Source organism: Paenibacillus radicibacter (assembly GCF_024721995.1).
Classification (GTDB): Bacteria; Bacillota; Bacilli; order Paenibacillales; family NBRC-103111; genus Paenibacillus_AM; species Paenibacillus_AM radicibacter.
In genome coordinates this window covers 1-667 of the sequence record NZ_JANQBC010000040.1, presented here as the reverse complement: position 1 = coordinate 667, position 667 = coordinate 1, and the positions used below count along the sequence as shown (strand labels likewise).

The 667-nt window shown below is 40.8% G+C and carries 1 protein-coding gene; it reads left to right on the top strand.

Features of this window, described 5'->3' with window-relative positions; genetic code table 11:
- The first annotated feature begins 72 nt into the window (after positions 1-72).
- Positions 73-441 carry an NIPSNAP family protein gene (locus tag NV379_RS26005; protein ID WP_258210203.1) on the top strand — a complete coding sequence of 123 codons (369 nt, stop codon included), beginning with the start codon at positions 73-75 and terminating at the stop codon, positions 439-441.
- Positions 442-667: the final 226 nt, after the last annotated feature.

Genomic DNA, 667 nt, shown 5'->3' with positions numbered 1-667 from the left:
AACGTTATCGGAAATATCCGAAAGTGCGTGAAAGAACAGATCAAATAAATAAGTACTCTAGGAGGTTACGTTATGTTTTTTCGAAGAAAGTTTTATATCGTCAATAATGACTTTATAGACATATTTAACAAGCACTTTAATGAAACAAATTTACCAAACCAACTAAAGAACGGAGCTCGTCTTGTTGGTAGATGGATGGCGCCACATTCTGAGAATACAACTGAGATATTTGCGATCTGGGAATATGATAGCTTCGAGAAATATGAAGAAATAGAACGAAATGTTAGAAGTGATAAGGAACATCATAAGAAGATAGTTGAATGGTATGAACGACATGGAGGCAGAGAACGTGTGTACGAGGAGTATCTTTTAGAAGTTAAGAATGAAGAGTTGATTAGTACAGTACCGGATGAAACAAGACAATTTAGAACAAGAGTTTAAATAAATTCTAAATTAATCAGATGAAGATAGATAAACATTTGATAGTAATACAAGGAGGCGGATGCATCCGATAACACCATGTTCACGCATCGGGGGACGAGCCCCCTCGGTCCGGCGGAGGAATTCGGGGGAGCATTGGCCGGACACATCCGCACCGACTAAGCGCATCGCGCCCGGCAGCTTCGCTGCCTTAAGTCGGTGGGACGTCGTGAACACAACAACGTTA